Source organism: Pseudarthrobacter sp. CCNWLW217, from assembly GCF_037203985.1.
In the GTDB taxonomy this organism is placed as follows: domain Bacteria; phylum Actinomycetota; class Actinomycetes; order Actinomycetales; family Micrococcaceae; genus Arthrobacter.
Genome location: NZ_JBBCBT010000010.1, coordinates 44,786 through 68,443 on the forward strand (window position 1 = coordinate 44,786; position 23,658 = coordinate 68,443).

A 23,658-nucleotide genomic window follows, 5' to 3' on the forward strand; every position below is an offset into this window, starting at 1 on the left:
AGGAGCTCTCCACGTGACAACGCCCGCTGACCAGCCTCCCCTGACCATCCTGATCGCCGCGGACACGTATCCGCCCCACATCAACGGTGCCGCCACTTTCGGCTACCGCCTGGCCAAGGGAATGACCGGACGGGGCCATGACGTGCATGTCCTGGCGTGCCGGGCGGACAACGGGAAGAGCTTCACGGAATTCCGCTCTGAAGCTACGGTGCACCGGCTCCGCTCGCACGGTGTGTGGACCCACGAGTACTTCCGCATCTGCTTTCCGTGGGAAATCAAAAAGGAAATCAGTCTCTTGTTCGATCGGGTGAAGCCCGATGTAGTGCACATCCAGAGCCACTACATGATCGGCGAGCACGTCCTGTACGAAGCCGTGAAGCGCGGCGTGAGGGTTGTGGCAACCAACCACTTCATGCCGGAAAACCTCAATCCCTTCCTGCCGTTCCCGCAGTGGTTCAAGGACATCATTGGCAAGATCTCCTGGAAGGACATGGGCAAGGTCATGGGCCAGGCCGACGTCATCACCACGCCCACGCCGCTGGCCGCCAAGGCGATGCACCAGCATGCCTTCCTCCGCAAGGTGCTGCCGCTCTCCAATGGCATCGATTCGTCGGCTTATGAGCTGCAGCCGGGGGAAGTCATCGAACGCCACGAGCACCCCACGTTGCTGTTCGTGGGGCGGCTGGCCGAGGAAAAACACGTGGACGTGCTGATTGATGCCGTGTCCAAGACACCGGCGGAAATGAACGTCCATCTGGAGGTCATTGGCGGCGGTGAAGTACGTCCCGCGTTGGAGGCACAGGTGGAACGGCTGGGACTGGGGGACCGGGTGAAGTTCCTGGGCCTGGCCAGCGACGAAGATCTCCGTGAGGCGTACATCAAGGCTGACCTGTTTTGCATGCCCGGCACCGCTGAACTGCAGTCGCTCGTCACCCTGGAAGCCATGTCGGCGTCCACGCCGGTCTTGCTTGCCGATGCCATGGCTTTGCCGCACCTGGTGCGGGATGGCGAGAACGGGTATCTCTTCACGCCCAACGACAGCGACGACCTCGCTGCGAAGATCAAGCGGGTCCTTCAGCTGCCGGCAGACCAGTTGGCTGAAATGGGCCGGGCCAGCCGTCGAATGGTGGAGCCGCACAGCATGCAGGGAACGCTGCAGACCTTTGAAGATCTCTACCGGGGAGCCGGCTTCGAAGACAAGGTGGTCTAAAGGCATTCCGTGGATTTGCTAGAGTGTTTTTGCCCCGCGGGATCCGAAGTCCGCACGGACGCGGATCCGCGGGGCGCACGGGGCTATAGCTCAGCTGGTTAGAGCGCGGGACTCATAATCCTAAGGTCCTCGGTTCAAGTCCGAGTAGCCCTACCCCAGAAGAGCCCCTGAGCTGCGGAAACGCCGATCAGGGGCTCTTCTCTTTTGAAGTTCTGAGGTAGGCATCCACCGGAAACCCACCGGACTCAATCCATGCTCTGGCCGAAAGCCTCCAGCAGAGTCGTGTTGTCCGGTGCCTCGTGGGTCTTCTGGACGTAGTGCTTCCGCGTGACGTTCTCGCTGGAGTGCCCCAGCTGGGCGGATGCCACGGCCATGCCTGAGGAAGCCTCCAACAGGGTTCCTACCGTCTTTCGGAAGGTATGGGGAGTGACCCACTCAAATCCGAGCTCGTCACGCTGAGCGCCACTGACAAGACGGTCTTGCAAAGCTTCGCGGTGGCGTTTCCGTGCTTGGTCCTCATGGTCTTCAGGAACCGGTCCAGGGTGGAGACTGTGGCTTCCCGGATCCGGAGGCCGCCGACGCCCGGGCAGACGTAGTTGTCCATGATGTCCCGGTACCGGCGCCGGGTGTTCAGCGCCCGGCCTGTGTCCTCAAACTCCGCCCACCAGATAACGGCGAGCTTTGTGATGCGCATGTCACCGGTGATGTCCTCCCCGGCCGGCATCGCCCGATCCGTCAGTGCAGCGATCAGCAGCCGCTCCGCTCTCGCGCCACGGTCATTCTTTGATGTTGCTATAGCCCGCGCTTCTACTTTCCGGGTGACGCCGTCGAAGTCACGAAACCGGGCCATGGCCCGCCAAACTCCTGGGCTCACCTCGTCCCGGCTTATTCTCCCCCAAGTGCCGATTTGGAGTGGGGGCCTAGGCATGGCTGGCGTTGTCTTCAGGGAGGCTGTTGTCCGGACGGGAATGCGACACCACAAACACGACCTGAACCTGGGTTATACGCTCACCATCAGCATCCACCCCAGGAAAGGAAGTTCATGCAACCCTGGGTCGGACGGACTCGCCATTCGATGTCCATGCGTGTTTTCTCACCCTGGGATTCTGCGTTGAGCGTGACGCGGCCGATGCCTTCAAGGTGGCCGCCGGCGTCGAACTCAATCTCCTTGGGTGCGAAGAAGACACCTCCGCGATGATCGCCCACACCTGCTCCGGACTGGCCGGCAGGTGCCAGATGGAGTTTGGATCGAAGAGGCGTGGCGTCATAGGGACATTTTCGCAGCTTTGACGAGGCCGGCGGTCTGTCGGCTTTGCCTCTATCTCGTATCCCTAGGGTTGCGTTGCATTGGGGTCGGTTGCCGACCTTATGCAACAGATGTGCGCGGGGTTCAGTCATGACGCATCAGCGTTCTCGGAATCTCTGCAATGGGACCTTTGATGGGACACCGGGGAGCGGAACCGGTGGGGCGCCTGCGTTCCGCGCGGGTGAGCTCGGCCGAGCGGGACAAGGCACTGCAGGTCCGGGATCTGGAAGCCGCCGGTTTCTCTCAGGAGTCAGGCGTGCGCTGCGCCCCGCCGTCGGGACCCACGTCATCGCAATCCACCAATCTGTCGGGGCATCCCACTAGAGTCTTATCTCGTGGGGAAACACGCTGACCAACCAGCTCGATCAGAGGCGACGATTGAGCCCCGGCTCGTGATGAAGGGCGACGACGACAAGCCGTTCATCCAAGGCGAGTTCTTCGTCGCCGCGTACCAGCGCGGCTACCGGTGGGGACGCGACGAAGTGCGCCAGCTTCTGAAGGACATCAAGACCCACAAGGGCAAAGCCGGCAGGGGAGAGCCCACCGACTACTACCTCCAGCCGATCGTCGTGCTAAAGCGCGATGATGGGAGCTGGGAACTCGTGGACGGCCAGCAGCGCCTGACAACCCTGTTCCTGATCACGAATTACGTCGCCAGGAAGTCCGACTCCGACTCCAAGTTGGACTACCGGCTCACCTACGAAACCCGACAGGGCAGTCGAGACTTCCTCGAAAACGTCGACTTCTCGCGCCGTAATGAGAACATTGACTTCTATCACATCGCACAGGCGTATGACGTTATCGAAGAGTGGTTCGACGAACAGCCGGACGCCAGACAGGCCGCCATCGATCTCTACACCGCACTTGCTAACTGGGTCTACGTCATCTGGTACGAGGCGCCGCCGGGCACCGACGCCGCCGCACTCTTTACGCGCCTGAACCGTGATCGCATCCCGCTGACGGACTCGGAGTTGATCAAGGCTCTGGTGCTATCAAACAGCGGCGCAGCCAGCGGCAAGTCGGGGCGGCAACACGAGATCGCTGCCCAATGGGACGGGTTCGAGAGGGATCTCCGTGATCCGCAGTTCTGGGCCTTCCTCACGCGCTCATCCACCCAGAGGTCGACCCACATCGACTTCCTCTTCGAGTCCATGACGCCAAAGGCGGGCCTCCGTGAACGGCCCCGCTACTGGACCTTCAGCAAAGTCCAGGAGGACATTGAGCGAGTCTCGAAGGACATTGCGCGGCGCACTGCCGAGATGAGGAATGGTCGGTCGACAGCGACGGCCGCCTTCTGGCGCGACGTCGTCGAGCGCCACGGACTGCTGACTGGGTGGTTCCAAGACCGCTGTCTCTACCACCGGATCGGCTACCTCATCCAGATTGGCGACTCGATCCAGGACCTCATCGACTTGTCGAGATCTCAGACCCACTCGACCTTCCGCGAGGCGTTGGTGGACCGCACCCGCAAGCGCCTTGATCTCACTGCTAACAAGGTCTCGCTGCTGCGCTACGGCAAGGACAACAGCAAGTGCACCCACGTCCTGCTCCTCATGAATGTCGAGACCGTGCTCGGCAGCAGCGATATCGGGAGCCGCTTCTCGTTCCACGCCTACGTCGATAACTGGTCGCTGGAACACATCCACGCTCAGAACTCGGAAGCGTTCGAGAAGGAGGCCGAGCGACGAGACTGGCTCCGGACGCACAAGAAGAAGATCGAAGAGTCTGACTGGCCGCCGGATCAGCGGGCCGACGTGGAGGAGATCATCGACAAGATCGTCGCCCATTTGGCCATGGCCGACGGTAAGACCGATGAGCGGAGTTTCGACTGGATCTTCCGCCGTGTCCTAGCACTATTCAGTGCTCCGGGCACTGACACCACAGATGAAGACATGCACGGACTAGGCAACCTGGCACTGCTGCAAAGGGACCTCAACAGCAAGTTGAACAACGCGGTCTTCGCATTGAAACGTGAACAAGTCATAGCTTTGGACCAGGACGGGGCCTACATCCTGCCCTGCACACGAAACGTCTTCCTGAAGTACTACACGGCGGCAGCCGACCAGCAGATCTCCTTGTGGGGTCCCCAAGACTTAGACAATTACCGCACTGCATTGATCGCTAAGGTCGAGCCGTTCTTGCTTGCCAACAGCTCTCCCACCGACAAGGTTCACGCATGAAGGGTTACCCCACCACGTTCCTCGGCCTATTCGACGAACCCGCTGGAGACCGTCCCCGCATCACTGAGATCGAGATCCCGATCATCCAGCGTGACTTCGCGCAGGGCCGAGCTGAGGAAGAGGTCAGCCTCCTCCGGGACCGCTTCCTCGACAAGGTCATCGAAGCCGCCACGACTGACAGGCACATGGGTCTCGACTTCGTGTACGGCGACGTTCGAGACGGAGTCCTGCAGCCACTCGACGGTCAACAACGCCTCACTACCCTGTTCTTGTTGCATTGGTACGTCGCTTCGCGCGCAGACAAACTCGACCCGGCCCCCCCTTGGCTGTGCTTCTCCTACGCGACCCGGCCGACAGCCCGGGACTTCACCGAGACGATCGCCAAGAACCCGTATCCAGGCGGGCCGGCCTCTCCATCGGACTGGATCAGCGACCAGCCGTGGTACGTCTACCCGTGGCGCCACGACCCGACCATCTCGTCGATGCTCGTCGTCCTCGACGGGATCCATCGACGGCTCGACCCACACGCCGACGAAATCGACGCCGTGTGGGACCGGCTCGCAGCTCGCCCCGCCGAGGTCCAAAACAGTGCCATCTGGTTCCTGTTCCTCCCCGTCGTCGATATCGCCCACGGGGAAGACCTCTATATCAAGATGAACTCGCGCGGGAAGCCACTGACGACGTTTGAGGTCTTCAAGGCGGACTTCGAAAGCATCATCAAGTCAGCCGACCCCGACCGGCACCACCACCTCGTCGAGAGCATCGACGGAGTGTGGGCCGACCTGCTCTGGGAGTACGAGAAGCGAGCGGCGAGCGACTACAAGATCGACGACGAGTTTGAGCGGTACCTCACCTTCATCATCGAAATCTGCGAGTGGCGCGACGGGAAGTCCGACCGAAAGTGGCACGACAAGCAGGCACGAAGGCTTTGGCCGATCGAGGAACGAGCCCGACTCGCCCTCGCCGACCCCGACAACAAACATGCCGATCGGAATCGAGACTTCTTCTTCCACGCGTTCGACACGTGGGTTGGCGCCGATCCCGTCACCCATATCAGAGTTCCTCTCGACCCGAGCGCCGAGTTCAGCAAGCTGTTCACCGCCGGCGGCGCCGGGGAAGGATCGATTCCGCTCTTCTCCACAACTCCTGACCTGTTCGGTGGCTGCATAGTCCGGTACGGGTCCGACTTCACGGCACAAGAGACGCTGCTCCTCTTCGGAGTCCTGCTCGCGCGACAGGCCGACGACACGATCAGTCAGGACGAGATCGCCAAGCGCCTGCGTTCTCTACGCAATGTCACTGCCGCATTCCTCGACTCCAAGCGCATGCCTGCCTACGTCGCACAGACCGAGAAGCTGATCGTTCACGGCGAACTGGAGGATTCAGGGGCCTTCCGAAGCGACTGGGTCGCTGATGAGGTCCTCAAGTGGTCCTTTCTGGACGAGCACCCAGAAGCCATTGACGCCGTGCATCAACTCGAAGACCACCCACTGGTTCGGGGACGCATCATGGCGTTCGAGCTCGATGCAGCCACGCTGGAAGCACGGGCTGAAGCATTCGCAGACGTGAGCCGACCGGAACTGCGCGACCTGCTCGGCGCCGCGCTGCTCACGAAAGGGGACTACTCACGCGATGTTGGCTGGAAGGGAACGCGTCGCCAGCTCGGAAATTCCCAGAAGGACGACTCCTGGACTGACATGCTCACCACGGGGTCTCGGGCGAATCTCGCGAACATCCGCGAGCCGCTGATGGCTCTGTTGGACGACGTCGCCACGCGGGCGGCGACCGGCACGAACCAGCCGGGCGACGCCCTCGATGCGATCCACGCCCAGTGGCTCCCTGAACGCGAGTCCCGCAACTTCTACGACTGGCGCTACTACCTCGTCCGCTACTCCGGCGCCCGCAGCTCAAAGGGTGATGGCTACTACCACGGCACCTACGACACCACGACCGGCGGGTTCGCTTATCAGCGCCTCCGGATGCTTCACGGCAGCGACTACACCGCCTACTTCAGCGACGCGCTGCTACATGCGGCCTGGATCGACGGCTCGCTTGGTTCTGATGCCGAAAAACCAAGTTGGTGGCGCCGCGACGACCCAGGCCTCACGCTCAAGAAGTCCCGCATCGAGATTCGCTGTGATGACGACTCCTTCGAACTCGTCCTTCCAGACGACCGTGAGACCGTCGAGACCAAGGTCGCCAAGGCCTTGACGGCGTTCGATTCTAATGACCAGTTGCGGGTTCTGATCCAGCAGAATCCCCAAGGCGGCCGGCTAGTGGATAGCGAGGACCGGATACAGCTCTGCGTGCGACTGGTGCGCGCCTTAGCAGATGAGGGCCTCTGACGGTCGTTGCAGGACGCCCCAGCCGAGCGTTTGCGACCTTCGCTCCAAAATGGCGCATCGTGACGGAGATACCGGCGGCAGGAGATGGGTGTAACCCCATCCGTAAGTCCTAGGGTCTACAGCGATGAGGGCTCCGATGTCCGGTTCATGGCGCGGCCCTCATCGAGTTGGACTCCGCGCGGACGCGCTCCGCAGAGTTCTCTCTCACATTACGAAGAGTCCACTCGTGCCCGTCGACAATGATCATCGCGAGTCGGGCGATGTGCTCTACTTGGGCACGCTGCTCGGCCGTCATCTCGACCGCAGCATCGAGGAAGACCCAGTCGAACTGGCCCGGGGAGAAAGTGTTGGCGGTGAGTGCATCGCGGAAATCGACCGGGTAGATTGCTGCGGCCTTCGGGTGCTTGCGGATCAGGAGGTTGAGCATCGCCTGACTGGAGTCAACGCCCGCGTAGCGGTCAGCACTTGCGAGCCCAAGATCGAGCACTCGACCGGTGCCGCAGCCGATGTCGAGAACGTGGGGCGGGTACTTTCCCCGCGCACCATCGAGGAGCCGCTTGACACGGTTCGATTCCCCGGAGCCGATGGGGTGCTCGACGTCCCAGATAGTGGCGACCGCGTCGTACGGCGACTCGATGTCGCTGACCGTGGAGAGTGCGTTCTGGATTCCGTAGAACAGCCGAGTGGTTGCGCGGTTGACCAGTGTGGTGTCGGTGAAGTGGTTGTCCTCGGTCCACCAGCGGTACTTCCCGTCGGGGCTGAGGAGATAGATCTTGGTCAGCGAGTAGTACTTGCCCGGCTGCCCGAAGGTGTGGATCACGCGCGCGGCGCGAACCATGTCCTCGTGGGTCACGCCCGAGGTGCGCCCTTCGACGATGTAGTGGTGGGGTGCCGTCTCGGCATAGGTCTTAGCGAACGTCCACTCCCGGGAGGTTGCAAACTCCAGCCACCAATCCAGGTCCTGCTGGGTAATCCGGCCCTCAGTCATCTGTCTTCTCCTAGTTACGTGCGTCCGGTCTCGTAAGTTCAGGATGCACGGCACCTCCGACAAAACCGCTGCTCAACGTCGTTGGAGGGTGTCGCGACGTTGGCGTGCTGGTGACTGATGCACCGATAGATGACATGTCTTGCTCGTAGGCGGGCCCGGAGGGACGCAGCAGATGCCCGTAGACCGCCACCCATCCACCGCAGAAGGCGAACTCAGATGGTCGACGCTTGCGGCAACTCTCGGATCGCCGGTACAGGGTCGCCCTGGACCTGCCGAGGTCACGGGCGACCCGGGTGCCAAGCTCCCCGTCTGACGCCGCCGACCGAGATCCTTGCCGACAGCCCTCCATCGAATGGGGTAGACACAGACGGTGGCTTTCGCCCACCGCTTACCCACCGGAAACAACGAGCAGGGTCGACAGACAACGATCAGTTGGAACCACTCGAAGGGCGTTATCGCCTGGGATCTACGGGGGAACGGTATCCACCGGAAACGGACGAAAGACAGGAATTGCTAATCCTAAGGTCCTCGGTTCAAGTCCGAGTAGCCCTACCAACCTTAAAGGCCTGGATCCCTTGCAATAAAGGGAAGGAGGCCTGTTCTGCGCAGGTGGTCAAAAGGGGCTTGACGGCGCACGGCCGCAACTGCCTATCTAAGGCCCTCAGTGGGCGGCCGTACATTCGCCGCCGGCAGGCTATCAGCAGGCCGCGTGTGGCTCCTGTGGGGGTAGCCCCTCGATCTTTGCGCGAGGCTCTCCCCGGGCGTCACAGCGGCTTTTGTGCGCGGCCCATGGGGGCCGCGCTGGGGCTGGTTCGAGTGGGAGCTAGGGGCTATCCCTCTTCGCTATGGTTGTCGAGTGACCGCGACTGATCGAATCCGGGCAGCGCTCGCCATTGCCGTCCTCGGCGTCCTCGCCTGGGTGTTTGTATCCGACAAGCCCAAGGAGGCCTCGGTGGCCGTGCCGGCTCCTACAGCCGTCGCGACCGAGGGACCCGCTGGTCCTGCTGGTTCGGCGCCGAGCGGCCCGGTTGCCGTGCCGATAACGACTGGCCTTCCCGCAAACGCCGATGGCGAACGGACCATCATGGCGAGGTTGAACGGCCAGACCGTCCGCATTGACCTGCCGACAGGCGGCGTCCCCGCTGGTACTGCACTGTGGTTCCACGGCCAGGGTGGCGACGCCAACGGCCGTATGAACTCCTCATGGCTGAACTCGATCCGGGCGCAGGGCTGGGCCATCGCATCGTCGGATTACCACCGCAACGCATGGGGCAACGCCGCCGCCGTGCAGGACACGAAGGAGCTGATGGCGTGGGCCCAAGAGAAGTCCGGGCAGCCTGTCAGATTGTTCATCGCGGCGTCGATGGGTTCCACGACGTCACTCAACACCCTGATCGATGGCGCCTCGCCGTCGTGCTGGTACGGCGTTGACCCTGTCGTTGATCTCAGTGCCGTTGGATCCGTGCAGAATTCGGCTAAGCAGATCGCGGAAGCCTACGCGGGGGCGCTGCTATCGTCTGGCAACCCGGCCGCCCACTTAGCGGCCCTACCTAAGAACACTCAGTACCGGATCGTCGCATCGCCCGGTGACACCATGGTCCCCGCCGCCTCGAACGCCAACTCTCTGGCGGCATACCTCTCGACAGCCGGCTTCAGCGTTTCATCGATGACTGTCAGCGGAGAACACGGCGACGCGTCCCACTTCAACGGACGCGACCTGGCAGCCTTCGCCGTCGGCTGCACGGCCTAACCAAACAACCAAAGGCGCCCGTCCCATAGAAGTGAAACGGGCGCGCGCGCGTTCTACCTGCTTTGTTACGTGACGGTCAAGTCAATAATGTCCATCGCGTGGATATACTTCGCTCGTGAGCGTCATGAAACCTGGCCGCCACGTCCCTGGGACGCCTTGGCGGACGGGCTTGGTCGGCGATACAGCCACCAGCCCAACCGAACTGCCTGTGGTCCATCGCATTGCGCGCTGGTTCGAGCAGCGCGGTTCGCTTTGCCTCTACTGCCGGCACATGCCACGACTCGACGGCGGCTTCTGCTCCGAGACTTGCGAGGAGAAGGCCACCGAACGGCAGGCCTTCGGGTAGGTCGTTGACCAGCGGACGCCGTCCAGGGACCGCGGCGTGATGCCACCTTCGGAGACGGCGGTCACGGTTACGGGCCTGCCGCCTGCACCCATGCCTGGCACGGCTCCCGCAGCACTGGGCGAACCCAGACCTCAAAGATTGGCTCTGCTGCCACGGTATTCCAGCACCGAAAGACTGTCGAGCCGTAGGACGCAAACCAGGAAGCAATCGACGCGCAGGTCTGCACGCCAGCGATGCCGCCGTCCAGTGGAGGTGGGGTGGGGTAAGGCTAAAGCAGGCGCATGCGCACCCAGGGCGAGGCCTACTGTTCCGTCTGCGCCGTTTTCGTCTTCTGGCGCCACATATAAATTGTTCCGGCTAGGGCCGCAAGGCCAAGAAGCGCAAAAGCGCCCTGGCCAAAAGCATCGGTATCCTCGTATTTCAGCCAGTCTGAGAACACTATCGCCCCGGCGAACCACAGGCCCACAGCTCCCGCGACCCACAGAACTGGATACATGACGGAGTCACCCTCGCTCTTTTCCTCGCCTACCATCAGCTTGGCGATCATAAGGAGAATGGCAGCGACGATTATCGCCATAAAGGCGCCGAAGTAAATGATCACGGCAGTGGCTCCCACGTAGAAGCCGGCCTTCTGCAGGCTGAAATCGTTACCGGTCGAGATGGACAGGAGCGTCTTGATCGTCCCCAAGACTGCGATGGCTGCACCTATAAGGCCCCAGATGAGACCGGCATGCTCCTTCATTTTCATGACGTCGCACCGAGCCATATTGAGCTTGGGATGACAAAAGTGTCCCGGACTATCATGGCGGCTCCCGCTCGGTGGTGTCTTCGTACTATTGCACTCCTCCCGGGTGATCAGGGCAATACCTGAACCAGGGCCAGAGTGAACAGCTTTCCCCGGGTTGACTGGACGGCCACCCCGCGCCGCTCTAAAGGGCTTGCCTACCCTGACGCCGCATGACCTCCTGCCCACTGCTGTTAGCCTGCATGTCCGCGTAGGCTCAAATGTGGACGTTGTGCAGCGGATAGCGGGCCATGCCACAGCAGTTCTTACGCTGGATACTTACGCGGGGCTCTTTGATGATGATCTACATGAGAGCGCGGCATGGCTGGATGCCGCCGGAGGACCGTGGCCACATCAGGCCGCGGCTTCTTTTGTTTAAGGCCGACAATGCGGTATGTTACTCACCAGTAACTTACTCCGGGGACATCCATCCCTAATAGCCCTTCCGCCAGCACTGATCCCCAGCGAGGAAAACATGTCCAGGAAATCCATTGACATCAACGACCTTCCCTACGCCGACGGTGACTTTTTCGCTTTTGAACAGCTCCTCACCGGCAAAGAGCAGGACCGGCTCGCGGAAGTGCGGGACTTCCTGGCCCGCGAAGTCCGCCCGATCGCCGTGGACTGCTGGAACAGGGGCGAATTCCCGATGGAACTCATTCCCAGGCTGGCCGAGATCGACCTGGTCAGCCCGGTCAGGCGCCAAGGGCACTCCAATCTCTTCGCTGGCCTGATGCACGCGGAAGTCACCCGGGCCGACACCTCCATCTCGACGTTTATGGGAGTCCACGATGGCCTCTTCACCGGTTCCATTGAGGCGCTGGCCTCTCAGGAACAGCAGGATGTCTGGCTTCCCGACATCTATTCGCTGAAGAAGATCGGGGCCTTCGGCCTGACTGAGCCGCTGGGTGGTTCGGACGTGGCCGGAGGGACCCGCACCACAGCCCGGCGCGAAGGCGACTCGTGGATCCTCAATGGCGCCAAGCGGTGGATCGGCAACGCTACTTTTTCGGACTGGGTTGTCATCTACGCACGGGACCTCGCCGACAACCAGGTCAAGGGCTTCCTGGTGGATACAAAGCTCCCCGGCTTCACTGCCACCAAGATCGAAAACAAGATCTCGCTGCGCACCGTCCAGAACGCCGACATCAGCCTGGACAGCGTGGTGGTGCCGGACTTCTTCAAGCTCGCCAACGCCAACAGCTTCCGTGACACCAACAAGGTCCTCAAGGTCACCCGCCTCGGTGTTGCCTGGCAGGCCGTTGGCCAGCAGTTGGCCGCTTTTGACGTAGCCCGCCGCTACGCCGTGGAGCGCCACCAGTTCGGCCGCCCCCTGGCATCGTTCCAGCTGGTCCAGAGCCAGCTGGTGCAGATCCTGGGGAACGCCGTCAGCTCCCTGGGCATGATGGTCCGGCTCTCCCAGCTCGAGGACGCCGGCCAGGCCAAGGACGAGCAGTCGGCGCTGGCCAAGGCCTTTACGACGGCCAGGATGCGCGAAAGCGTAGGGATCGGGCGGAGCCTCCTGGGCGGAAACGGGATCGTCACTGACTTCGAGATGGCCAAGATCTTCGCAGACGCGGAGGCCATCTACTCGTACGAGGGCACGCATGAGGTCAATACCCTGGTAACCGGACGCGCCATCACGGGCATTTCCGCAATCGTCTAAGCTCCGGCCAGGCAAAGCCTGAAGCAGGCTGGCTGCCGGTCAAAGCCTGGTGGGCCCGCTGAGCGAACGAAGGAACGTCCTTACGGCGAGGTTGAAGGCGTCGGCGGCCTCTATGTTGCTCAGGTGCCCGACGCCGGGGAGTACGACGAACTGCGATGCGGGGATCTTCGTGTGCAGTTCTTTCCCGACAGCCAGCGGCGATCGCTCGTCGAGTTCGCCATGAAGCACCAGCGTCGGGACATCAATGGCAGGGAGTATGCCTCGAAGATCGGCATCCGCCATGGCTCGGAGCATCGTCAGACTGGCACGCGGATGGATATCGGACATCAGCGCGAGTGTCTGTTCGGCCATTTCTCGAGGGGCAGACGCGGTGAGCATGCCCGGCAGGTACTTGGGCAGCCATTCCTCGGGCGGCTGGGCAACTTCCTCGCTGATCCGCTGGACTCGCCGCTGCACCTCGTCAGGCGGCAGGGAGCCGGCCCACCCGGCGTACGCCCCGGCCAGGATCAGGCTCCTGGGCAGGGCGGGATGTCGCGCATAGAGGGCCAGGGCGAGCGCGCCACCGAACGAAAGGCCAAGGAGGTGCGGGCGTGTCAGGCCGATCGCCCTCACGAACTCGGCAAGGCTGTCCGCGTAGTGATCCATGGAGAAGGACTCAGGCGGATCCGCGGATCCTCCACAGCCCGGAGCGTCCCAAGCGATGACGTCAAACTCGTCATCGAGGCCGTCGAGCTGCGGGCCCCAGGATCGGCTGTCGAATCCAAAGCCGCCATGGAGAAGGATGAGTGGTTCCCCTGATCCTGCTCGCTGGTAGGTAATCTCGAGGCCCGTCACCGTAACTGCGCCCACCTACGCATTGTGGCATCCGCTCAACAAGCCGGCAACGCTCGGCGGCAGTCAAGGGTGCCAGAAACTGGGCCAGGTTGCCTCGGTACTAGGATCGGGAGTTATGGCACTGCGACTTGTTCAGGTGAATTTCAAGGCTCGGGATGATTCGTCCCTCGGCCGGTTTTGGGCGGAGGCGCTTGGCTGGGGTGTTTCCAGCGAGGGGCCCGGCGTGACCAATGTGGAGCCTGTGGGCTTCGCCTGGCCGGACCCCGCCGCGGTCTGTGTAGATGTGGTCACAGTCCCGGACCCTGAGACGGTGAGGTACCGCACTCACATCGATCTCGCCACCACCTCGGTGGCGCATCAGAAGGAGCTTGTCTCGCGCCTGCTTGAACTCGGCGCAACGCCTGCGGATATTGGTCAGGGTGATGTGCCGTGGAAGGTCCTGGCCGACCCGGAGGGCAATGTGTTCTGCGTGCTGGAGCCTCGGGAGCTCTACCGGGACACCGGGCCGATCGCCACGGTGGTGGTCAACTGCGCGGATCCGCGGGCCATGGCCCGGTTTTGGAGCGAAGCTACGGACTGGACCCTTCACGAAGTAAACGACGACCACGCGAGGCTGCGTTCGGCCGAGGGTGTGGGGCCGTACTTGGAGTTGCTTCGTACGACCGGCGAGGAGACGGTGTGGAACCGTGTCCATCTCGACCTGATGCCGTACCCCGGTGACGATCAAGCGGCGGAGGTGGCCCGGCTGAGGGCCCTGGGTGCCACCGAGGCCGACCTCGGCCAGGGCGATGTGCCCTGGGTCTGCCTCGCCGACCCGGAGGGCAACGAGTTCTGCGTCCTCACCCCGGGCTGAGGCAAAGCCCCCGAACTCCTGACCACGCGGCCCAGGCTCCTCAATGCGTTCCTTGGCCGGGGCCAAGGGGAAGCAGGACGGATGGCCTGAGGTCCACAACGAAACGAAGTGGATTGAGGTATTCCTCCCCCCGCCGGACGCCCCAATGGACACACGGCCGGGTGCCACAGTGTCCCGGCAGCAGGGTGCCGATCGTGTCCCCTTTGGCCACCGCGTCTCCGGCCCGCAGCGAGCTGTCCACGGGTTCGAAACTGCTGCGGAGTCCGTTCCCGTGATCTATGGTGACCACCGGCCGGTCCACCACCACGCCCACAAAACTGACGGTGCCCGACTCGGGCGTGGTAACCGGAATGCCGTCGTGCGCGGCTCCGAGGTCCACCCCGCGATGCCCGCTCATCCATGGCTTGTCCGGAGGATCAAACGCGCGCAGCACCCGAGGCCTTGGCGCGAGGGGCCACTCCCAGGCCGGCTCGGCCGGCATTCGTCCGGCAGATGCCGGAAGAACCGGAATCCGGCCTCCCGGGACGGGGGCCGGGCCGGCGGTGAGAACCTCTCCGGATGGCGCGATGGATGCCGGAAGCAGCAGGACCGCGGCGAGCAACGCTGGAGCTTTCATCCGCCCAGCATGCCGCTGCATTCCAACCTGCGGCAGGGACCGCTTTGGCTATGTGGAAAACGCTCTGCGGTGGCCTCCACGATGTCCGGAGGATCGGGGTGCCTGTAGTACACTTGGTGGAGCAGTTTGCTGTGCCCTCAACGTTTGTCGTGTCAGCGGGAAATCCGTGTGTCCGCTATGCGTCAGCACGTCTCATTCAGAGGTGCGGGGGAGCAGCAGCTGACTACGCGCATCCAGCCCTCCTCATCTGTCGCCCCCGGCTTCGTGTGAGGAGGCTTGTGCCTCCCGCGGTCAGGGCCCCATGGTCCTGATGGGAAGTGCAAGGGATGCCAGGAGCACGGTCCGTCCCGGACTACGCTAACAACCGTCAACTATTGGCAGGGTAAGAGGGCCTCAGGGCCTTCTCATGAATGACCTGCCGGAAGGAGCGCCGGCATGCCCGTCGTAACTATGCGCCAGCTGCTTGACAGCGGCGTCCACTTTGGACACCAGACCCGCCGTTGGAACCCGAAGATGAAGCGATTCATCTTCACGGAACGCAATGGCATCTACATCATTGACCTCCAGCAGTCGCTGTCCTACATCGACCGCGCCTACGAGTTCGTCAAGGCCACCGTTGCACACGGCGGCACCGTACTCTTCGTCGGCACCAAGAAGCAGGCCCAGGAAGCAATTGCTGAGCAGGCTACCCGCGTTGGCCAGCCCTACGTGAACCAGCGCTGGCTCGGCGGTATGCTGACCAACTTCCAGACCGTCTCCAAGCGCATCCAGCGCATGAAGGAACTGGAAGAGATCGACTTCGACGACGTCGCCGGCTCTGCATACACCAAGAAGGAACTGCTGCTCCTTCGCCGCGAACTCACCAAGCTTGAGACCAACCTCGGCGGTATCCGCAACCTGACCAAGGCACCCTCGGTGCTCTGGATCGTGGACACCAAGAAGGAACACCTTGCTGTTGACGAAGCCAAGAAGCTGAACATCCCGGTTGTGGCCATCCTGGACACCAACTGCGACCCGGACGAAGTCGACTTCCCGATCCCGGGCAACGACGACGCCATCCGCTCCGTGAACCTGCTGACCCGCGTTGTCGCCGACGCCGTTGCTGAGGGCCTCATCGCCCGCAACCAGCGCGCCACCGGCACCACGGAGGCTCCGGAAGAGCCGCTGGCTGAGTGGGAGCGCGAACTCCTCGAAGGCAGCAAGGCTGAAGAGGCTGCCGCTCCGGCCGCCCCGGAAGCACCGGCAACTGCCGAGGCTCCCGCAGCTGAGGAAGCACCGGCCGCTGCCGAGGCTCCCGCCGCCGACGCCGACAAGTAACACAAGTAAATCCGGATTACCGGCGCTGCCAGCAGCACCGGAACTGCTGACAGGACGGCGGCCCACTCTCGTGGGCTGCTGTCCTGTCGGTCCGTACACCACATACATTTTCTAGACAGAGGGGTTCACATGGCGAACTACACTGCCGCTGATATCAAGGCTCTGCGCGAGCGCACCGGCGCCGGCATGATGGATGTCAAGAAGGCTCTTGACGAAGCCAACGGTGACGCCGAGAAGGCCATCGAGATCATCCGCATCAAGGGCCTCAAGGGCGCGACCAAGCGTGAAGGCCGCTCCACCGCCGAAGGCCTGGTTGCCGCCAAGGTCACCAACGGCGTCGGCGTAATGATCGAGGTCAACTGCGAGACCGACTTCGTTGCCAAGGCTGACAAGTTCATCCAGCTTGCCGACAAGGTCCTGGCCGTGGCTGTGGAGTCCGGCGCAGCCGACCTCGACACCCTGCTGGCCACCGACGTCGATGGCAAGCCGCTGTCCGAGGTCGTCGTCGAAGAAGGCGCTGTCCTGGGCGAAAAGGTTGTTGTCCGCCGCATCTCCCGCATCGAGGGCGCAACGGTCGACGCGTACCTGCACAAGACCTCCAAGGACCTCCCGGCCCAGGTCGGCGTCCTGTTCGCTGTCGACGGTGAAGGCGAAGCCGCCACCACCGCCGCACACGACGTCGCTGTCCACGTTGCCGCCATGGCCCCGAACTACCTGACCCGCGAGGACGTTCCGTCCGAGCTGGTTGAGTCCGAGCGCCGCATCGCCGAAGAGACTGCCAAGGCTGAAGGCAAGCCTGAAGCTGCCCTCACCAAGATTGTCGAAGGCCGCGTAACGGGCTTCTACAAGGGCGAGGTCCTGGTTGACCAGGCATTCGCCAAGGATGCCAAGAAGTCCGTGGCGCAGGTCCTCGAAGAGGCCGGCGTCAAGGCTACTGCCTTCACGCGTTTCCGCGTCGGCTCCTAGTCGAACCTGCAAGGGGGTGGCCACTTCGGTGGCCGCCCCTTTTGCATGCGCCGGGCCAAACGCCGGATGAGACCTTTGGCCGCCCGGCAGGATAACCTTTTTTCAGAGTTCACGAACGGGAAGGCACCCATGGAAGCCGTCAAAACGTCCAACGAGTCGGAGAAGAGCAGGCGCCGCGTCCTCCTGAAGCTCTCAGGTGAGGTCTTCGGCGGCGGAAAGCTGGGCGTTGATCCCGAAACCGTCCGCGACGTCGCCAAGCAGATCGCAGCGGCGGTTCCTGACGTGGAAGTAGCCATCGTCGTCGGCGGCGGTAACTTCTTCCGCGGCGCGGAACTGTCCCAAAGCGGCATGGACCGGTCGCGGGCCGACTACATGGGCATGCTCGGCACGGTCATGAACTGCCTGGCCCTGCAGGACTTCCTGGAGCAGGCCGGCGTTGAGACGCGCGTCCAAAGCGCCATCACCATGGGCCAGGTGGCTGAGGCCTATATTCCCCGCCGCGCCATCCGGCACATGGAAAAGGGCCGCGTGGTCATTTTCGGTGCGGGCGCCGGCCTCCCTTACTTCTCCACCGATACGGTGGCGGCCCAGCGGGCACTCGAAGTCCATGCGGATGTGGTGCTGATGGCCAAGAGCGGGGTGGATGCCGTCTACACCGCCGACCCCAAGAAGGACCCCGCGGCCGAGCGCCTGGAGACCTTGAGCTACGACGACGCCCTGCGCCGCGACATCAGGGTCATGGACCAGACGGCCATGACTATGTGCAAGGACAATAACCTCTCCATGGTGGTCTTTGGTATGGAAGGCGAAGGCAACGTCACGCGCGCCATCCTCGGCGAAAAGCTGGGCACCCTGGTGACCGCCTAGCAACGGCTAGGATGTTTTCAGGACAGATCCATCCCCGCTGGCGGGACCCACGATGGAACCAGCAGCACTGAACCAAGCTTGTGCAGGAAACCGGCACCCGGACTGCACTGATTTCTGAGGAGAGACCGTGATCGAAGAAACCTTGCTCGAAGCCGAAGAGAAAATGGACAAGGCCGTTGAGGTAGCCAAGGAAGACTTCGCCTCGATCCGCACCGGCAGGGCAAACCCCGGCCTCTACAACAAGGTCCTGGTGGACTACTACGGCTCACCCACGCCGCTGCAGCAGCTCGCCTCCTTCGCGATCCCGGACGCGCGCACCATCCTCATCACCCCGTTCGACAAAACCGCACTCCGCGACATCGAACGCGCACTGAGCGACTCCGAGGTGGGCGCCAACCCGTCCAACGACGGCAACGTCATCCGCATCACCATTCCGGACCTGACACAGGAGCGCCGCAAGGAATACGTCAAGATCGTCAAAACCAAGGGCGAGGACGCGAAGGTTTCCATTCGCAACATCCGCCGCAAGGCCAAGGAAACCCTGGACAAGCTGGTCAAGGACGGCGAGGCCGGCGAAGACGAAGGCACCCGCGCCGAGAAGGAACTCGACGCCCTGACCAAGGCCCACGTTGACGGCATCGACGAGCTGCTCAAGCGCAAGGAAGCAGAGCTGCTCGAAGTCTGATGGGCCAGGCAGAGCAGGCTCCCGCACAACGGGCGCACATGAAAGGCAGGCTGGCCCGGGCCAACCCCACCCCCAAAGCCGGGCGGAACCTCCCGGCAGCCACGGCTGTGGGGCTGGCCATGCTGATTGCCGTCCTGGGCGGGCTGCTCTTTCTTCCCTTGGGGTTCGTGGCGGTAACCACTACGTTCGCGATCTTCGGAGTGTGGGAGATCTTCCGCGCCCTCGAGGCCAACGGCACCAGGATGCCCATTGTTCCGGTCATGACAGGGACGGTGGCCATGCCTTTTGTCGCCTACTTCGGTGGACTCGAGAGCCTGCTCTTTGCCATGCTCCTGAGCTGTATCGCCGTGCTGCTGTGGCGTTCGATCGAAAGTGCTGCCGGCTCGGCCAACAGCATCTTCGCCGGCGTCTTCACCCTCGGCTGGGTGCCGTTCTTCATCAGCTTTGCCGCGTTGCCGCTGCACGCTGCTGGCGGTGTGACGCCCCTGGGGCTGTGGCCCGGTGGCACGGTTCCCCAAGGCGCCTGGCAGGTGGCCGTCATGCTGCTTCTGGTGGTCTCCAACGACACGTTCGGCTACCTGGTGGGAGCATCACTGGGCAAACATCCCATGGCCCCGAAAATCAGCCCCAAGAAGTCGTGGGAGGGTTTTGCCGGCTCCATTGCGGGCGCCATGCTGATCGGTGTGCTGGCCAGCATCTTCCTGCTGGACAAACCGTGGTGGGTGGGCCTTGTCCTGGCGGTGGGCGTGGTGGCTGCCTCGACGGCAGGGGACCTCGCCGAATCCATGGTCAAACGCGAGCTGGGCATCAAGGACATGAGCAGCATCCTTCCTGGCCACGGCGGTGTTATGGATCGCCTTGATTCCATAGTCTTTGCATGTCCCCTGGCTTTCGTCCTGTACGTCCTGGTGGCAGGCGCCTGACCGGGAATCCCCAATTGGAAAACCATGCCGGCCCGGAGGCGCCCTTAGACTGGTACCCAACCGATCCGGCTGAACAGCATTGAAGGAAACATAGTGGCATTGGACTTTCACCGGCACATCCCCGCGTCCTTTGAACGCGTGCCGCGCAGCGAATACGGGTACAACGCCAAGCAGGTGGACCAGTTCCTCCAGCGGGCGCGCGTGTCACTGGAAACGCCGAAGGCCGCCACCCACGTCGTCAAAAGCGGAGACGTCCGCGCCGTGTCCTTCGACCCCGTCAAGGGCGGTTACTCTGCCGCCGTGGTGGATGCCGCATTGGACAGGCTCGAAGATGCGTTTGCCCGTCGTGAACGGGATGAACTGATTGCCGCCAGCGGCGAAGAAGCCTGGCTGCGCGAGATCGGGAACCTGTCCGGAATCCTCCGCGGCCGCCTGCACAGGCCCGACGGCGAGCGGTTCCGCCGGCCGTCCAAAAACAAGGCCCGCAGCTACAGCACGGTGGATGTGGATCGGCTCTGCCGTGAGCTGATCGGTTACCTGGAAGAGGACAAGCCGCTCAGCGTGGACAACGTCCGCCGCGCAGTCTTCCGTCCCGCCGTCGGCAAGGACGGCTACGAAGAAAGCCAGGTGGACGCCTTCCTGGACCGGGTGGTTGAACTGATGGCCGCCATCGACTGAATCCGTCCGGGCTGACTGCCTGGCTCAGTCCCCGCCCGGTGGAGTGGGGGACAGCGGCGTGAACGCCGGCCACACGTCGCGGTACTGCCGGTAGCCGTGCACCATTGAAGCCCCGGCAAAGACGAGTCCGCTGGCCGACCCCAGCAGGACCGCCGTCGGTGTTGGCCAGCCCAGAAGGGTGACGGACGTGCCCAGCAGGATGGCCGTCAGGGCGGCGTTGGCCATGATGATGAAGACCATGCTGCTCCCGGCAACGTGGCTCCACGTACTCCGGCCGCTGAGGAAGTAATACGTCCGGTCCATGCCCGGTTGGTCGTCGTGTGTGCCCGCCAGCATATATTTCGCAATGCCGGGATCCAGGTCCACGTAGGCCGCCCTCAGCCGGTTCATGGCCAGGACATACATCAGGTCCTCCATGGCAACGTTGAGGACACGGACCTGCGTGAGGAGGCCGATCAGCAGATCGGTGGAGAGGACGATCATAGCCAGCATGACAAACGTGTCCGAGAACCTGGTTGCCTGGCCCACGAGCGCAAGGCTGACCAGGCTCGCGGAGGTGAACATCAGGAACATGCTGATCCGGGTCAGCACTTCACCCTGGGTGGTGCTCCGGGAAGCCAGCAGGCTCCAGTGTTCGGTGGCGAGCAGCTGCGCCCGGACCGACGGCGGGACACCTTCGGACTCGGCGGGTGTTCGTTCGTCCTGCGTGGACATGCCGTAATTGTCCACCCTGGGCAGTTCCCGCGCGAGGGGCAGCCGGTTTTCAGCGTTCGGTGACCAATGGCCTTTCCGGGGTGTGCAGCCGGGTCATGAGCCGTGACATGGTCCGTGGCACGCGCCCTTTGGTGGCGCGCGAGACGAGCACCATCACGGCGAACGCGGCCGGAACCGTCCAGGCCGCCGGCTGGGCCAGCCAGAAAGGGGTGCCCGCGGCGCCCAGGACGGAACCGGACACCATGGCGCCGCCGCAGAGAAGGCCGCCGGTCACCATCCCGGCAATGGCGCCGGTGTCGGTAAGGCCCCGCCACCAGATGCCCAGGAGGAGGACCGGACAGACGGTGGACGCGGTAAAGGCGAACACCAGGCCCACGCTGCCGGCCAGGGCCAGGGAGTCGGTGGCTAAGGCAAAGCCCAAGGGGACCAGCGACGAGATGACGGCGGCAAGCCTGAAACCGCGGACACTGCCGCCCAGGACGTCCTGGCTGATCACACCGGCGAGCGAGACCACCAGTCCTGATGTAGTGGAGAGGAAAGCCGCAAACGCTCCGGCCACCACCAGGGCCGAGAGCAGGTCTCCCGCTGTTCCGCCGATCAGCTGCCCTGGCAGGAGCAGTACCACCGCATCTGCCTGTCCTGAGCGCGCGAGCTCGGGCCTGAACATCCGTCCCAGCAGCCCGTACGCGGTGGGAAACAGGTAAAACACCGAAAGCAACCCGAGCACGATCAGCGTGGTCCGGCGCGCTGAGTGCCCATCAGGGTTGGTGTAGAAGCGGACCAGGACGTGGGGCAGGCCCAGGGTGCCGAACAGCAGTGCCACCAGCAATGAAATGTTCTGGTACGGGCCCGCGGGAGCAAGCCCGGTGGGGTTCACGACGGCGGGAGCGACGGCGGTGCTTCCGCTGCCCAGGAGGGTGAACACGATGAAGAGGACAGGGACGGCAAGTGCCGTGAGCTTTAGCCAGTACTGGAAGGCCTGGACAAAGGTAATGGAGCGCATCCCGCCGGCCACCACCGTCAGGCACACCACGATCACCACGCACACGGATCCCACCCAACCCGGAAGCCCGGTGGTGATCCTGATGGTCAATGCCGCACCGTGGAGTTGCGGCACGATGTACAGCCACCCCACCACAACCACCACAACGCTGGTCACGCGCCGGACTGCCCGTGAATCCAGCCGGGCTTCCGTGAAGTCCGGGATGGTGTACGCGCCCGAGCGGCGCAGCGGGGCGGCCACGAAGAGCAACAGCATCAGGTACCCGGCCGTGTAGCCCACCGGAAACCACAGGGCGTCCGTCCCCGAGAGGAGGATCAGGCCGGCCACGCCCAGGAAGCTGGCCGCGGACAGGTACTCGCCCCCAATCGCCGAGGCGTTCCACCACGGACGGACCGTCCGGGAGGCAACATAGAAATCGCCCGTCGTGCGGGAGATCCGGAGGCCATAGAACCCGATGACCGCAGTGGCCACGGAAACCACCACAAGGGCCACCAGTCCGACGGCGGGACTCACGGGAGGATCACTTGTCCTCGGCCAGGTCGCGGTACCGGGACTCGTTCCGGGCCGCGCTGCGGATGTACAGCCAGGCGCTGAGCCCGGTCACCGGGTAGATGCCGGCGCCCAACAGCAGCCAGTCGAAAGGGATGCCGGCCACCCGGATCTCGGCCAGGCCCGGTGCTGCCGCCAGCAGCAACGGAAACGAGCACAGGACCAGCAGGAATCCGCCGGCCACTACCAGCGCCAGCCGGAGCTGGGTGCGGATCAGCGACCTGACAAAAAGCTGCCCCACCTCCGATTCCTCGGCGGCCTCCCGCGACTGCATCGCCGGCCGGGCTGCGGAGTGCGGGGCCGTGACCCGGACCCGCGTCATGATTGCGGCCGTATGCGGGTGGCTTCCAGCTTCTCCCGGACAGTGGGCAGGTGCCGGCGGCTGATGGGGAGGTTGGCCCCGGCGACTGTGACGCTTGGTCCGTCCGCGGCCAGCTTCATCGAGGCCACGTGCTTCAGGGCCACCAGGTAGGACCGGTGCGTACGGATGAAGCCCGCAGCCGCCCACTGCTGCTCCAAGTCGGCCAGGGGAACCCTGATCAGGTAGCTCGCATCAACTGTGTGAAGCCGTGCGTAGTCTCCCTGGGCCTGGACGTACGTGACGTCGTCGCGCCTGATCATCCGGGTGGTGCCGCCCTGGTCCACGGTGATCATCTCCGGAGCCGGGCCGCCGCCCTCGCGCAGCAGTTCGCTGATCCGTCCCACTGACCGGGACAGCCGTTCGGCGCGGACCGGCTTCAGCAGGTAGTCCACGGCGGCCAGCTCGAATGCCTCCAGGGCGCAGTCCTCGTCCGCAGTGACAAAGACCACCGCCGGCGGATGGCTGCTGCGCGCGATGGCCCTGGCAATGTCCAGCCCGGACACTGCCGGCATGTGGATGTCCAGGAAGACAGCGTCCACGGATTGAGTGGTGAGGGCCCTCAGCGCTTCTGAGCCGGAGGTGGCGCGGTGGATGGTGCCGATCCGGTCGTCCCGGCCCAGGAGGTAGGCCAGTTCTTCCACTGCGGGCAGCTCGTCATCGGCGACGAGGACATTAATCATGGTCCTACATTATCCGCCGGGGGCGGCTGGAATCAGA

Annotated in this window: 24 protein-coding genes and 1 tRNA gene; 14 read left to right on the forward strand and 11 right to left on the reverse strand. The window is 63.4% G+C overall.

What is annotated here, in order from left to right; genetic code table 11:
* Positions 1 to 13: 13 nt before the first annotated feature.
* A complete protein-coding gene (locus V9L18_RS12785) occupies positions 14 to 1,210 on the forward strand; it encodes a glycosyltransferase (RefSeq protein ID WP_337347546.1) in 1,197 nt (398 codons plus the stop codon).
* Positions 1,211 to 1,289: 79 nt separating this feature from the next.
* A tRNA-Ile gene (locus V9L18_RS12790) sits at positions 1,290 to 1,363 on the forward strand.
* A gap of 92 nt (positions 1,364 to 1,455) precedes the next feature.
* Here the strand turns inward: V9L18_RS12790 and V9L18_RS12795 are convergent.
* The 3 genes from V9L18_RS12795 to V9L18_RS12805 all read right to left on the reverse strand — a co-directional run bounded on the left by V9L18_RS12795 (position 1,456) and on the right by V9L18_RS12805 (position 2,416).
* Positions 1,456 to 1,602 carry a hypothetical protein gene (locus V9L18_RS12795; RefSeq protein ID WP_337347547.1) on the reverse strand — a complete coding sequence of 49 codons (147 nt, stop codon included), beginning with the start codon at positions 1,600 to 1,602 and terminating at the stop codon, positions 1,456 to 1,458.
* A gap of 8 nt (positions 1,603 to 1,610) precedes the next feature.
* Positions 1,611 to 2,060 carry a hypothetical protein gene (locus V9L18_RS12800; RefSeq protein ID WP_337347548.1) on the reverse strand — a complete coding sequence of 150 codons (450 nt, stop codon included), beginning with the start codon at positions 2,058 to 2,060 and terminating at the stop codon, positions 1,611 to 1,613.
* Between the two features lie 164 nt (positions 2,061 to 2,224).
* Positions 2,225 to 2,416: a hypothetical protein gene (locus V9L18_RS12805; protein WP_337347549.1), complete on the reverse strand. Its 192-nt coding sequence runs from the start codon at positions 2,414 to 2,416 to the stop codon at positions 2,225 to 2,227.
* 435 nt (positions 2,417 to 2,851) lie between these two features.
* Between V9L18_RS12805 and V9L18_RS12810 the strand changes: the two genes are divergently transcribed.
* Both V9L18_RS12810 and V9L18_RS12815 read left to right on the forward strand, forming a co-directional pair.
* Positions 2,852 to 4,696 (forward strand): DUF262 domain-containing protein, encoded by a 1,845-nt coding sequence (locus V9L18_RS12810; protein ID WP_337347550.1) that lies wholly within the window; start codon positions 2,852 to 2,854, stop codon positions 4,694 to 4,696.
* A complete protein-coding gene (locus tag V9L18_RS12815) occupies positions 4,693 to 7,041 on the forward strand; it encodes a DUF262 domain-containing protein (RefSeq protein WP_337347551.1) in 2,349 nt (782 codons plus the stop codon). The genes V9L18_RS12810 and V9L18_RS12815 overlap by 4 nt, the downstream gene beginning before the upstream one ends.
* 145 nt (positions 7,042 to 7,186) lie before the next feature.
* Here the strand turns inward: V9L18_RS12815 and V9L18_RS12820 are convergent, their stop codons facing one another.
* On the reverse strand, positions 7,187 to 8,029 hold the full coding sequence (locus V9L18_RS12820; RefSeq protein WP_337347552.1) for a class I SAM-dependent methyltransferase: 843 nt from the start codon (positions 8,027 to 8,029) through the stop codon (positions 7,187 to 7,189).
* Positions 8,030 to 8,885: 856 nt separating this feature from the next.
* On the opposite strand from V9L18_RS12820, the gene V9L18_RS12825 reads away from it, so the two are divergent.
* Together V9L18_RS12825 and V9L18_RS12830 are read left to right on the forward strand one after the other, a co-directional pair.
* Positions 8,886 to 9,779: a hypothetical protein gene (locus tag V9L18_RS12825; protein WP_337347553.1), complete on the forward strand. Its 894-nt coding sequence runs from the start codon at positions 8,886 to 8,888 to the stop codon at positions 9,777 to 9,779.
* A gap of 115 nt (positions 9,780 to 9,894) precedes the next feature.
* Entirely contained in the window at positions 9,895 to 10,125 is a 231-nt protein-coding gene (locus V9L18_RS12830) for a hypothetical protein (protein WP_337347554.1), read from the forward strand.
* 301 nt (positions 10,126 to 10,426) lie between these two features.
* Here the strand turns inward: V9L18_RS12830 and V9L18_RS12835 are convergent, their stop codons facing one another.
* Positions 10,427 to 10,873 carry a hypothetical protein gene (locus tag V9L18_RS12835; protein WP_337347555.1) on the reverse strand — a complete coding sequence of 149 codons (447 nt, stop codon included), beginning with the start codon at positions 10,871 to 10,873 and terminating at the stop codon, positions 10,427 to 10,429.
* Positions 10,874 to 11,384: 511 nt separating this feature from the next.
* On the opposite strand from V9L18_RS12835, the gene V9L18_RS12840 reads away from it, so the two are divergent.
* Positions 11,385 to 12,575 carry an acyl-CoA dehydrogenase family protein gene (locus tag V9L18_RS12840; protein ID WP_337347556.1) on the forward strand — a complete coding sequence of 397 codons (1,191 nt, stop codon included), beginning with the start codon at positions 11,385 to 11,387 and terminating at the stop codon, positions 12,573 to 12,575.
* A gap of 39 nt (positions 12,576 to 12,614) precedes the next feature.
* Here the strand turns inward: V9L18_RS12840 and V9L18_RS12845 are convergent, their stop codons facing one another.
* Positions 12,615 to 13,424: an alpha/beta fold hydrolase gene (locus tag V9L18_RS12845; RefSeq protein WP_337347557.1), complete on the reverse strand. Its 810-nt coding sequence runs from the start codon at positions 13,422 to 13,424 to the stop codon at positions 12,615 to 12,617.
* A gap of 100 nt (positions 13,425 to 13,524) precedes the next feature.
* On the opposite strand from V9L18_RS12845, the gene V9L18_RS12850 reads away from it, so the two are divergent.
* Positions 13,525 to 14,262, forward strand: a complete 738-nt coding sequence (locus V9L18_RS12850) for a VOC family protein (RefSeq protein ID WP_337347558.1) — start codon at positions 13,525 to 13,527, stop codon at positions 14,260 to 14,262.
* 40 nt (positions 14,263 to 14,302) lie between these two features.
* Here the strand turns inward: V9L18_RS12850 and V9L18_RS12855 are convergent, their stop codons facing one another.
* Entirely contained in the window at positions 14,303 to 14,878 is a 576-nt protein-coding gene (locus tag V9L18_RS12855; protein WP_337347559.1) for a M23 family metallopeptidase, read from the reverse strand.
* 435 nt (positions 14,879 to 15,313) lie between these two features.
* On the opposite strand from V9L18_RS12855, the gene rpsB reads away from it, so the two are divergent.
* The 6 genes from rpsB to V9L18_RS12885 all read left to right on the forward strand — a co-directional run bounded on the left by rpsB (position 15,314) and on the right by V9L18_RS12885 (position 20,314).
* Positions 15,314 to 16,195, forward strand: coding sequence for a 30S ribosomal protein S2 (rpsB, locus tag V9L18_RS12860; protein ID WP_337347560.1), 882 nt, complete (start codon positions 15,314 to 15,316; stop codon positions 16,193 to 16,195).
* A gap of 129 nt (positions 16,196 to 16,324) precedes the next feature.
* Positions 16,325 to 17,161, forward strand: a complete 837-nt coding sequence (gene tsf / locus V9L18_RS12865; protein WP_337347561.1) for a translation elongation factor Ts — start codon at positions 16,325 to 16,327, stop codon at positions 17,159 to 17,161.
* Positions 17,162 to 17,290: 129 nt separating this feature from the next.
* Positions 17,291 to 18,028 (forward strand): UMP kinase, encoded by a 738-nt coding sequence (gene pyrH, locus V9L18_RS12870; protein WP_337347562.1) that lies wholly within the window; start codon positions 17,291 to 17,293, stop codon positions 18,026 to 18,028.
* A 127-nt stretch (positions 18,029 to 18,155) separates the two neighbouring features.
* Positions 18,156 to 18,713, forward strand: a complete 558-nt coding sequence (gene frr / locus V9L18_RS12875) for a ribosome recycling factor (RefSeq protein WP_337347563.1) — start codon at positions 18,156 to 18,158, stop codon at positions 18,711 to 18,713.
* On the forward strand, positions 18,713 to 19,636 hold the full coding sequence (locus V9L18_RS12880; RefSeq protein ID WP_337347564.1) for a phosphatidate cytidylyltransferase: 924 nt from the start codon (positions 18,713 to 18,715) through the stop codon (positions 19,634 to 19,636). Before frr ends, V9L18_RS12880 begins: the two co-directional genes overlap by 1 nt.
* A gap of 93 nt (positions 19,637 to 19,729) precedes the next feature.
* Positions 19,730 to 20,314: a DivIVA domain-containing protein gene (locus V9L18_RS12885; RefSeq protein WP_337347565.1), complete on the forward strand. Its 585-nt coding sequence runs from the start codon at positions 19,730 to 19,732 to the stop codon at positions 20,312 to 20,314.
* 24 nt (positions 20,315 to 20,338) lie between these two features.
* Here the strand turns inward: V9L18_RS12885 and V9L18_RS12890 are convergent, their stop codons facing one another.
* The 4 genes from V9L18_RS12890 to V9L18_RS12905 are packed head-to-tail and all read right to left on the reverse strand — an operon-like array spanning position 20,339 to position 23,621.
* Positions 20,339 to 21,028, reverse strand: a complete 690-nt coding sequence (locus tag V9L18_RS12890; RefSeq protein WP_337347566.1) for a hypothetical protein — start codon at positions 21,026 to 21,028, stop codon at positions 20,339 to 20,341.
* 49 nt (positions 21,029 to 21,077) lie between these two features.
* Entirely contained in the window at positions 21,078 to 22,544 is a 1,467-nt protein-coding gene (locus V9L18_RS12895; RefSeq protein WP_337347567.1) for a sodium/solute symporter, read from the reverse strand.
* A gap of 7 nt (positions 22,545 to 22,551) precedes the next feature.
* Positions 22,552 to 22,902, reverse strand: a complete 351-nt coding sequence (locus V9L18_RS12900; RefSeq protein ID WP_337347568.1) for a DUF485 domain-containing protein — start codon at positions 22,900 to 22,902, stop codon at positions 22,552 to 22,554.
* Complete coding sequence (locus tag V9L18_RS12905) at positions 22,899 to 23,621, reverse strand: LytR/AlgR family response regulator transcription factor (RefSeq protein ID WP_337347569.1); 723 nt, start codon at positions 23,619 to 23,621, stop codon at positions 22,899 to 22,901. The genes V9L18_RS12900 and V9L18_RS12905 overlap by 4 nt, the downstream gene beginning before the upstream one ends.
* Positions 23,622 to 23,658: the final 37 nt, after the last annotated feature.

Bases quoted from the DNA above. Each gene is read 5' to 3' on its own strand.
- V9L18_RS12800 (WP_337347548.1), bottom strand. From the start codon at position 2,060: ATGGCCCGGTTTCGTGACTTCGACGGCGTCACCCGGAAAGTAGAAGCG.
- pyrH (WP_337347562.1), top strand. From the start codon at position 17,291: ATGGAAGCCGTCAAAACGTCCAACGAGTCGGAGAAGAGCAGGCGCCGC.
- V9L18_RS12815 (WP_337347551.1), top strand. From the start codon at position 4,693: ATGAAGGGTTACCCCACCACGTTCCTCGGCCTATTCGACGAACCCGCT.
- V9L18_RS12905 (WP_337347569.1), bottom strand. From the start codon at position 23,621: ATGATTAATGTCCTCGTCGCCGATGACGAGCTGCCCGCAGTGGAAGAA.
- V9L18_RS12840 (WP_337347556.1), top strand. From the start codon at position 11,385: ATGTCCAGGAAATCCATTGACATCAACGACCTTCCCTACGCCGACGGT.
- rpsB (WP_337347560.1), top strand. From the start codon at position 15,314: ATGCCCGTCGTAACTATGCGCCAGCTGCTTGACAGCGGCGTCCACTTT.
- V9L18_RS12855 (WP_337347559.1), bottom strand. From the start codon at position 14,878: ATGAAAGCTCCAGCGTTGCTCGCCGCGGTCCTGCTGCTTCCGGCATCC.
- tsf (WP_337347561.1), top strand. From the start codon at position 16,325: ATGGCGAACTACACTGCCGCTGATATCAAGGCTCTGCGCGAGCGCACC.
- V9L18_RS12890 (WP_337347566.1), bottom strand. From the start codon at position 21,028: ATGTCCACGCAGGACGAACGAACACCCGCCGAGTCCGAAGGTGTCCCG.
- V9L18_RS12820 (WP_337347552.1), bottom strand. From the start codon at position 8,029: ATGACTGAGGGCCGGATTACCCAGCAGGACCTGGATTGGTGGCTGGAG.
- V9L18_RS12850 (WP_337347558.1), top strand. From the start codon at position 13,525: ATGGCACTGCGACTTGTTCAGGTGAATTTCAAGGCTCGGGATGATTCG.
- V9L18_RS12835 (WP_337347555.1), bottom strand. From the start codon at position 10,873: ATGAAAATGAAGGAGCATGCCGGTCTCATCTGGGGCCTTATAGGTGCA.
- V9L18_RS12900 (WP_337347568.1), bottom strand. From the start codon at position 22,902: ATGACGCGGGTCCGGGTCACGGCCCCGCACTCCGCAGCCCGGCCGGCG.
- V9L18_RS12880 (WP_337347564.1), top strand. From the start codon at position 18,713: ATGGGCCAGGCAGAGCAGGCTCCCGCACAACGGGCGCACATGAAAGGC.